Source organism: Enterobacter cloacae complex sp. GYL001 (assembly GCF_049237125.1).
Classification (GTDB): domain Bacteria; phylum Pseudomonadota; class Gammaproteobacteria; order Enterobacterales; family Enterobacteriaceae; genus Enterobacter; species Enterobacter hormaechei_C.
The window spans coordinates 1-9130 of the sequence record NZ_JBMKGW010000034.1 but is presented as its reverse complement, the minus strand read 5'-3'; the positions used below and the strand labels follow the sequence as shown (position 1 = coordinate 9130).

At 57.7% G+C, this 9130-nt stretch carries 7 protein-coding genes and 1 pseudogene; 4 read left to right on the top strand and 4 right to left on the bottom strand.

The genetic code is table 11. The features are described 5' to 3' along the window. From ACOTWU_RS24565 to dalD, 3 genes are all read right to left on the bottom strand, one after another. The coding region (locus ACOTWU_RS24565; RefSeq protein WP_045324599.1) for an MFS transporter at positions 1 to 706 on the bottom strand (706 nt) is incomplete at its 3' end. Positions 707 to 773: 67 nt separating this feature from the next. Continuing rightward, the gene (gene xylB / locus ACOTWU_RS24560; RefSeq protein ID WP_023304094.1) at positions 774 to 2237 is read right to left on the bottom strand and encodes a xylulokinase; all 1464 of its coding nucleotides are present in this window, start codon (positions 2235 to 2237) and stop codon (positions 774 to 776) included. A 9-nt stretch (positions 2238 to 2246) separates the two neighbouring features. Next, on the bottom strand, positions 2247 to 3614 hold the full coding sequence (dalD, locus tag ACOTWU_RS24555; protein WP_017693073.1) for a D-arabinitol 4-dehydrogenase: 1368 nt from the start codon (positions 3612 to 3614) through the stop codon (positions 2247 to 2249). Between the two features lie 211 nt (positions 3615 to 3825). Here dalD and ACOTWU_RS24550 point away from each other — a divergent pair, with 211 nt between their 5' ends. Next, complete coding sequence (locus ACOTWU_RS24550; RefSeq protein WP_017383561.1) at positions 3826 to 4773, top strand: sugar-binding transcriptional regulator; 948 nt, start codon at positions 3826 to 3828, stop codon at positions 4771 to 4773. On the opposite strand, the gene ACOTWU_RS24545 is transcribed toward ACOTWU_RS24550, so the two are convergent. After that, positions 4770 to 5801, bottom strand: a complete 1032-nt coding sequence (locus ACOTWU_RS24545; RefSeq protein WP_032654226.1) for a substrate-binding domain-containing protein — start codon at positions 5799 to 5801, stop codon at positions 4770 to 4772. The two genes, ACOTWU_RS24550 and ACOTWU_RS24545, sit on opposite strands and share 4 nt — an antisense overlap. A 162-nt stretch (positions 5802 to 5963) precedes the next feature. Between ACOTWU_RS24545 and ACOTWU_RS24540 the strand changes: the two genes are divergently transcribed. The 3 genes and pseudogenes from ACOTWU_RS24540 to ACOTWU_RS24530 form a co-directional block, all read left to right on the top strand. Then, positions 5964 to 6713: an SDR family oxidoreductase gene (locus tag ACOTWU_RS24540; protein ID WP_017693070.1), complete on the top strand. Its 750-nt coding sequence runs from the start codon at positions 5964 to 5966 to the stop codon at positions 6711 to 6713. Between the two features lie 11 nt (positions 6714 to 6724). Further along, on the top strand, positions 6725 to 8332 hold the full coding sequence (locus ACOTWU_RS24535) for an FGGY-family carbohydrate kinase (RefSeq protein ID WP_017693069.1): 1608 nt from the start codon (positions 6725 to 6727) through the stop codon (positions 8330 to 8332). 96 nt (positions 8333 to 8428) lie between these two features. Continuing rightward, positions 8429 to 9130, top strand: a pseudogene (locus ACOTWU_RS24530) (MFS transporter); the annotation flags it as partial.

The following is a 9130-nucleotide window of genomic DNA, read 5'->3' as shown; positions in this document are numbered from 1 at the left end:
TGATACGCACCATGCTGGAGAGCAGAATACTGCGGTTGGTGTAGAGCAGCGTCGCTGCACGGCCCAGCTCGGCGAATTTTTCCCGGGTGGAGAGAGTCTGCATATGCCGTGGCGTTTCCACCTTACGCATAGAGACCAGCGCAATGATCCCGCCGGTTACGCAGAATGCCAGCGCCAGCCACAGCGTGCCCATCTCCCCGATGTGCGGAATGGTAAAGCTCGGAATGTAGCTGCCGAACACGCCGATGCCGATAGAGTAAACCGCCCAGAACCAGCCCAGCGCCGCGCTGGTACTGTCGCTGCGAACGTTATGCACAATGGCGACGATAAAGGCATAGAGGAACAGCGGATAGGCCAGGCCGCGGATCCCGTAGAACAGCAGAATTAATGCGTAATTTGCCTGACCCAGACCAAAAACGAGAAACAGGACGTGGAAAACGCACCACAGGACGAAGCCAATCAGCATGGTTTTTTGCGGGGTGATGATTTCAGCCACCACGCCGGAAATCCATGCGGAGAGCGCCGCCGCGAGACCGTAGAGCGTGAAGGCGAAAGAGGCTTCAGCAGGCGTGAAGCCCAGCGCCTTAATATAGTGCGACAGGAATGCCAGCTCGAAACCATCGCCCGTCATAAAGACCGCGATAGCGATATACCCCCAGACCAGACTCAGGGGTAATCCCAGCCATTGTTTGTTATTTAACGACATATTGACCTCGTTTTTAGGGTACAGGGAACCGCTCCGGCAGCATCACCGGAGGGTCTTTGCCACAGAATTATGGGTTTCGGTAGTTCAGGTCGTTTTGGTAAAGCGCGTTAAACTGCTGGTAACGCGTCATCAGCGCACGGTGGCGCGCCGGATCGCTGCGCCAGGTTTTATAGACTTCAGGTTTTTCGCACACGGAAGCCAGCGGCTTACCGGCTGCGAGACAGGCCAGCCGTGCAGCCCCCAGCGCACCGCCGGTTTCGCCGCCCTTATGCGTCACCACCGGCATCGCCAGAATATCGGCCAGCAGCTGGGCCCAGAAGGGGCTCCGCGCCCCGCCGCCGACGAGGGAGCACTGTTCAATCTGCGTGCCGCTCTCCTGCAACACGCGAAGGCCATCGGCAATACCGAAGCTGACGCCTTCCAGCACCGCATACCCCATCAGCGCACGCTGGCTGGAGTGCGTTAGCCCCCAGAACATGCCCCGTGCACAGGGATCGTTATGCGGCGTACGTTCCCCGGAAAGGTACGGCAGGAACATCGGCGCGCTCGCTTTCTCCGCATCGCTTAGCTGGGCGATCTCCTCAAGCAATGCCAGCTCCGTGACGCCCACCAGACGGCAAAACCACTGTAGACAACTGGCGGCGCTTAACATCACGCTCATCTGATGCCACAGGTTTGGCAGCACGTGACAGAACGCGTGCACGGCAGACTGGGGTGCCGGACGGTAGGCATCTGTGACCACAAACAGCACGCCGGAGGTGCCCAGCGAAATAAACGCATCGCCCGGCGAAACGGCCCCAACCCCTATCGCGCTGACGGCGTTATCTCCCCCGCCGCCGGCAACGATAACCGAGGGGTTCAGACCCCACCGCTGCGCTACCGCAGGTTCGAGTAGCGCCGAGACCTCACACCCTTCCACCAGCGCAGGCATGGCGGCACGCGACAGCTCACATTTTTCCAGCAGTGCATCCGACCAGTCTCGTTTTCCCACATCCAGCCACAGCGTCCCGGCCGAGTCCGACATATCAGAGATTTTTTTTCCGGTCATTTTGAAGCGCAGATAATCCTTCGGCAGCAGCACGGTGGCGAGACGGCTGAAGTTCTGCGGCTCATGACGGCGCACCCAGAGCAGCTTTGGTGCCGTAAACCCCGGCATTGCCAGGTTCCCCGCCACCTGGTGCAGTTCGGGCGCCATCTCTTCCAGCTCTGCGCACTCCTGCGCGCAGCGGGTGTCATTCCACAGGATGGCCGGACGCAGGGGTTCACCCGCGGCATCCAGCAGTACCGCACCGTGCATCTGCCCGGAAAGGCCAATGGCTTTTATCGCCTGCCAGTGGTGGCCGCACTTCTCCCGGAGGGTGGCAATCAGGTATTCGGTTGCCTCCCACCAGGCTTCCGGCGATTGTTCAGACCAGTGCGGCTTCGGACGCTGTATCGTCAGCGGCGCGCTATGGGTGGCGACAACGCCGTTGTTTTCGTCAATGACCAGCGCCTTTACTTCTGATGTGCCAAGATCGATGCCCAGATACATACCCACCTCTCACTTAATCAGCGCGTAGACGTCAGCGATTTTTTCACGCAGAAGCGCGGCAAAATCTTCCCGGCCGGTCAGATCGCCAAACAGGGCGGTATCGCTGGCATATCGGGCTATCGGATCGTCCGATTCGAACATCGCATGTACCGCAGAGGCGTTAAGGATACCGTCCTGGTATTCATATGGCAGCTTGCCGTGATGCCACTGCTCCATATAGACGTAGAACAGCGCAGGCAGCATAGCGGTAGCGTCAGGACGTACGCCGCGCTGGTAACATTCACGCAGCGTTGGGGCGATCATCGCCGGGATCTTCGAAAACCCGTCGGCCGCGACGCGCTGGTTGGTGTCCTGAATCCAGGGGTTGGTAAAACGCTTAAGCACTACGTCGCGGTAGGCTGGCAGATCGATGCCATTATCTCCCAGGCAGGGAATGACATCTTCCGTCACGTAGCGGTCGGCAATCTTGTAGATAAACTCTGTCAGCGTGCTTTCATGGATATACTGCTGCCCGACCAGAGTACCCGCCCAGGCGATACAGCTATGGGAGGCATTGAGGATGCGGATCTTCGCCTCTTCATAAGGGATGACGGATCCCACCAGCTCCACGCCCACCGTTTCCAGCGCGGGACGAACGTCGCGGAAATTGTCTTCAATCACCCACTGAATAAAGCGTTCCCCCATAACCGGGGCGTTATCGTCTATGCCCGTCCGGGCCTTAATGCGCGCCGGGAGATCGGCCGCCGGACGCGGTGTGATGCGATCCACCATGGTATTCGGACAGGTCGCATTAGCGCTCAGCCAGTCGATGACCCTCTGTTTGCCGCTGAGGGTTAAGAATTCAATCAACCCGTCGTGGAAGCGCTCGCCGTTATGCCGCACGTTGTCACAGTTAAGCAAGGTTACCGGACCCGCTCCGTTCGCCATACGCGCTTCGAGGATGCGGGCAATTGTCCCGTAGATGGTTTTACAGCCGCCCTTAATATCGCTCGCCAGATCGGCATTGGCCACATCCAGCCTGTGGCTGGTATCCAGATAGTAGCCCCCCTCCGTCACGGTAAACGCGATGACCCGAGTCTGCGGGTTCGCCCCTTCGGCAATCAGCGGCTGCAAATCCGCCTGCCACGGGATCAGCGTCTGAATCGAGGCGATCTCTTCATAGTCTCTCTCGCCTTCCGGGCTGACGGTCTCCAGTACATATCGCCCCTTCTGCGCGGCCAGCGCCTGCACCACATGTTCAGCATCGTTGCGTATGTTGCCCGCAGCGATGTGCCAGCGCGTATCGCCGCCGGCAATCAGGCGGTGCAGATACCACGCCTGATGCGCACGATGAAAAGACCCCAGTCCAATATGTAGCCATGTGTATTTCTCGGTCATTGTTCTGTTCTCCAGTGAGGTTATGGCTGAACTGTAGATGATCATTTGCTTAAAATAAGAGCCACAGATCACAAAAGAACAAATGACCACTTAAATAACAAATGACCAATAAAGAGCAAACCGCTTGCCTCAGCGCGGAGCACCCGCCAGAATGACAGACAATTGTTGTGGGTGTTGACCGCCCTCAACCCCACTCTTGAGGCAGGGAAACGTGAGCAAAGAAGATGACATCAGGCTCGATCAAAAAGTGCGGGCGGCATGGATGTATTACATCGCCGGGCTTAATCAAAGCGAAATTGCCAGCCAGCTCGGCACATCAAGACCGGTGGTGCAGCGGCTGATTGCCGCCGCGAAAGAGGAAGGCATTGTCTCGATTGGGCTTCATCACCCTGTCGCTAACTGCCTCGATTATGCGCAACTTCTCGCGGAAAAATATCACCTGACCCACTGCAACATTGTGCCCGTCTACCGCAATGAAAGCGCGCTGGATAGCGTGACGTTTGGCTGTTATCAGCTGATGGCCCGCTACCTGCAAGGTGATAAACCCACGGTTGTCGGAATTGGCTCCGGACTGACGCTAAAAAAAACCATCAAGCGTATCGATTTTGACAGCCACAACACCCGCTGTGTCGCCCTGATCAGCGCCATGAACGAGCACGGGCAATGTAACTATTACGATGATGTGCCGTTGCTGCTGGCGCGTAAAATTCAGGGAAAATATTACCAGTGGCCGGCGCCGCGCTATGCTCAGTCCAGCGAGGAGCATGAGATGTGGTGCTCAAACCGCCTGTTCCGTAACGTCTGCGCCGTGGCGGATGCGGCCGATGTGATTTTTGTCGGCATCGGGGCGCTGGGCAGGCAGAGCCCTATCTTCAAAGACGGGTTTATCGATGAGGCACAGCTGGAAGAGTTGACCCAGCGCGGTGGCGTTGGCGAAATACTCGGACGCTTTATCGATGCCGACGGCAAGGTCATCGACAGCCAGATTAATCGCTTTATTACCAGCTACGATATTCGCCAGAGCCAGTGTCCACGTATTGCGGCCGCCTGCGGCGAGGATAAACGCCCGGCGATCCTTGCCGCCCTCAAAGGCGGCTGGGTAAACGGTCTGGTGACGGATGAACAGACCGCGCGCTGGCTGCTGACGCGTCAGGGCTAGCCCGTGACGCTCTGGCTGCCAATCAGTTCCGGTGGGATCTCAATACGCCTGACCGAGGTATCACCGGAATCGAGAATTTCAAATACCTTCTCCAGCATCGCCGGGACGTCCTGGCGCACCATGTCGATATCATGTCCCAGCAGAGAGACAAATGGGTCCCAGTCAAAACAACCCATCGGCGGCTGATTTTGGCCGGTCTGCCCGTATTGGGCCAGCCAACGTACCACCCCCTCCAGCGAAATGGTCGAATTGACAAACAGCCCCTTTAGCGCCGTCGATGGCGACGGGAAGGTGGCTCTGAGCTGCTCCTCCACGCGCGATGACGAGTACCCGGTGACCAGCAGCTGCTGTTCCGGAACGGTCAGCCCATGGGCCTGATGGGCATCAAGGAACCCGCGCAGGCGCTCTGCGGTGTTGTTATCACTCCGGCGTCCGCCCACGAAGGTCAGCGGAGCCAGCGAACCAAACCGTTTAAAGCTGCTGGCGAGGATCCGCTCTGTCAGCATCTTCGCGCCGCCGTAGTTATCCGAAATGATAGAGGGCGCCAGGGTACCCGGCAGATCAAGATTTAGCGTAGGTACGCCCGCCTGATGACAGAGTTCAGCAATTTTGTCCGGGTGTGTCGCCCCCGTGGCAATGACCCAGTCAACCTGCCAGGAGAGCATGGCACGGGCGGCATCCAGCTCGAGTTCCGGCTGTCGGCGTGTGCAGGTAATAATCGGCAACAGCCCTCTGGCACGCGCCATCTCTTCGAATTTTTCCGCTATAGAGCCGAAATAGCGGTTGTCATATTTCGGCACAATCATGCCGATAACGTTCGATTTCTTGCTGCGCAGCAGGCTTGCCTGACGGTTAACCGCGTAGCCCTGCTCTTGTGCAATGCGGGTTACCTTCTCTGCCAGGCTGGCGCTGATGCGGCGTTTCTTCCAGTTGCCATTCAAAATAGCACTCACCGCGCTGGCAGAAACGCCGGTGAGTTCCGCCAGATCGTAAATGGTCGTTTTCTTCGTTTTCTCAACGCGCGTCACAAAATCGCCTCTTCATTTTGAATGTCTCTTGCTGGAGAAATAAGCAAGTGCTAGATCTGCTTCATCGATTGAGCAGTTTGCTTCACGCGTCAGTCAGAACCCCCGTTCTTCACGCGAAAGCAGACACACCCTAAAAATCATCTCTGCATAAAGGATTATAAAATGAATCACTCTGTCCCCTCCATGAATAGTTCCCTTCAGGGCAAAGTCGCTGCTATCACTGGCGCCGCCTCAGGTATTGGCCTGGAGTGTGCAAAAACGCTGCTCGGCGCTGGCGCAAAGGTGGTGTTAATCGACCGTGAAGGCGAGAAGCTTCAGCGCCTTGTCGCCGAGCTGGGCGAGAACGCGTTTGCCCTGCAAATCGATCTGTTCAAACCCGAGCAAGTCGACGCGATGCTGAGCGACATTGTCGGCCTCGCCGGCGGCCTGGATATTTTTCACGCCAATGCAGGCGCCTACATCGGCGGGCCGGTTGCTGAAGGCGACCCGGACGTCTGGGATCGCGTACTGAACCTGAATATCAACGCCGCCTTCCGCTGCGTTCGCGCCGTACTGCCGCATATGATTGCGCAGAAGTCAGGCGATATTATCTTCACCAGCTCCATTGCGGGCGTGGTGCCGGTTATCTGGGAGCCGATCTACACCGCGTCCAAATTTGCCGTTCAGGCGTTCGTGCATACCACCCGTCGTCAGGTCGCGGAACATGGCGTACGCGTCGGAGCCGTTCTGCCTGGGCCGGTAGTGACGGCTCTGCTCGACGACTGGCCGCAGGCCAAAATGGATGAAGCGCTGGCAAACGGCAGCCTGATGCAGCCGATTGAAGTCGCAGAATCGGTGTTGTTCATGGTGACCCGTTCGAAGAACGTTACCGTCCGGGATCTGGTGATTCTGCCTAACAGCGTCGATCTTTAAGGGCCGTAAGGATGAAGAGTACACCAGAAACCGTTATCGGCGTAGACGTCGGCTCCGGCAGCGTTCGCGCGGGCATTTTCGATCTCAGCGGCAGGCTGCTTTCCCACGCGACGCAGAAAATTGCCACCGTGCACCGCAGCGGAAGCCGCGTGGAGCAGTCCAGCGCCGAGATCTGGCAGGCCGTTTGCCGCTGCATCCGCGAGGCGCTGGCGCGCTCCGGGACGACTCCGCAGAGCGTTGCCGGCATCGGGTTTGACGCCACCTGCTCGCTGGTGGTGTTGGACAACAATGGCGAACCGCTGGCGGTCAGCCCTGACGGTGAAGCGGAAAACAATATCATCGTCTGGATGGATCACCGTGCGACAGACCAGGCGGAGCGCATCAACGCCACCCATCATCCGGTGCTGGACTACGTTGGCGGGAAAATATCGCCCGAAATGGAGACGCCCAAGCTGCTGTGGCTGAAAGAAAACCACCGAGAGGTCTACGATCGCGCCTGGCAATTTTTCGATTTGGCCGATTTCCTGACCTGGCGCGCGACCGGCGATGTCACCCGTTCCATCTGTACCGTAACCTGTAAATGGACGTGGCTGGCCCATGAGAATCGCTGGGACCCGGACTATTTCCGCACCGTTGGCCTGGACGAGCTGGCCGGAGAAGATTTTGTCCGCATAGGGCAGCATATTGCCGCCCCCGGCACCCCTTGCGGCGAGGGCTTAACGGAGCAGGCCGCGCGTGAGATGGGCTTGCTGCCAGGCACGCCGGTGGCGGTAGGGTTAATTGATGCCCACGCTGGCGGCATCGGGACGTTGGGCGTTGGCGGCGGCGCGCTGAACAATCTTGCGTATGTCTTTGGCACCTCATCGTGCACCATGACCAGCGCCGAGAGCGCCGTTTTTGTGCCCGGCGTTTGGGGGCCTTATTTTAGCGCGATGGTACCTGGACTGTGGCTGATTGAGGGCGGACAAAGCGCCGCGGGTGCCGCTATCGATCGGTTATTAAGTTTCCATCCTGCCGCACCGCAAGCGCGCCAGCTGGCACAGGAGTCAGACCTGCCGCTGCCGGTTTACCTGGCGGACAGGCTTTTACAGACCTTCGCCACCGCCTCAGAGGCGGTGAACCTGGCAGCAGGACTGCACGTGGTACCCGAATTTCTGGGTAACCGCGCGCCCTTTGCCGATCCCCATGCGCGGGCCACGATCTGCGGGCTGGGCATGGAGAACGATATCAATAACCTGATGGCACTGTATGTGGCCGGTCTGTGTGGTATCGGTTACGGTTTGCGACAAATCATTGACGCCCAGCGTGAATGCGGCGTACAGACCGAAAATATCGTTATCAGCGGCGGCGCGGGCCAGCACCCTTTCGTTCGCCAGCTGCTGGCAGATACCTGCGGGCTGCCGGTGTTAGCGACCCAATGCAGCGAACCGGTATTACTGGGTTCGGCCATTCTCGGGGCGGTGGCGGGAAATATAGCGCCTTCAGTGACCGATGCCATGAAACAATTTACACACGTGGATAAATATTTCTATCCGCAAGCGAACTTTCAGTCCCTTCATCTGCGTCGATACGAGGCTTATAAGCAGTTACAACAAACTGCGACAGTAATCAGAGAATAAATACACGTCAGTATATTTAGAGAAAAAGACAATAAGAAAACTCACGCCGGAATATTTCCGGTGTGGGCTTACCTGTACGCTACAAACGAGGTCAATATGTCCGAAATAAATAAACAGTGGCTGGGATTGCCGCTGAACCTGCTATGGGGATATCTGGCGATCGCGGTCTTTATGACGGGTGACGGTTTCGAGCTTTCCTGTCGCACTATATTAAATCACTGGGCTTCACGCCTGCTGAAGCCTCTTTCGCCTTCACGCTTTAAGGTCTCGCGGCGGCGCTCTCCGCGTGGATCTCCGGCGTGGTGGCTGAAATCATCACCCCGCAAAAAACCATGCTGATTGGCTTCGTCCTGTGGTGCGTTTTCCACGTCCTGTTTCTCGTTTTTGGTCTGGGTCAGGCAAATTACGCATTAATGCTGCTGTTCTATGGGATCCGCGGCCTGGCCTATCCGTTATTTTTGTACGCCTTCATCGTGGTCATTATTCATAATGTGCGTAGCGATAAATCCAGCTCGGCGCTGGGCTGGTACTGGGCGGTTTATTCCGTAGGTATTGGCGTGGCGGGCAGTTATATTCCGAGCTTTACCATTCCGCACATCGGGGAGATGGGCACCCTGTGGCTGGCACTGGCGTTTTGTCTGGCGGGGGGAATCATCGCCATGGTATCCCTGCGCAGCGTCAAAACCCCAACGCACATGCATAATCTCTCCACCCGGGAAAAATTCGCCGAGCTGGGCCGTGCAGCGACGCTGCTCTACACCAACCGCAGTATTCTGCTCTCCAGCATGGTGCGTATCA

Coding starts and splice junctions, on each gene's coding strand:
- ACOTWU_RS24535 (WP_017693069.1), top strand. CDS start 6,725: ATGAAGAGTACACCAGAAACCGTTATCGGCGTAGACGTCGGCTCCGGC.
- xylB (WP_023304094.1), bottom strand. CDS start 2,237: ATGTATCTGGGCATCGATCTTGGCACATCAGAAGTAAAGGCGCTGGTC.
- ACOTWU_RS24540 (WP_017693070.1), top strand. CDS start 5,964: ATGAATCACTCTGTCCCCTCCATGAATAGTTCCCTTCAGGGCAAAGTC.
- dalD (WP_017693073.1), bottom strand. CDS start 3,614: ATGACCGAGAAATACACATGGCTACATATTGGACTGGGGTCTTTTCAT.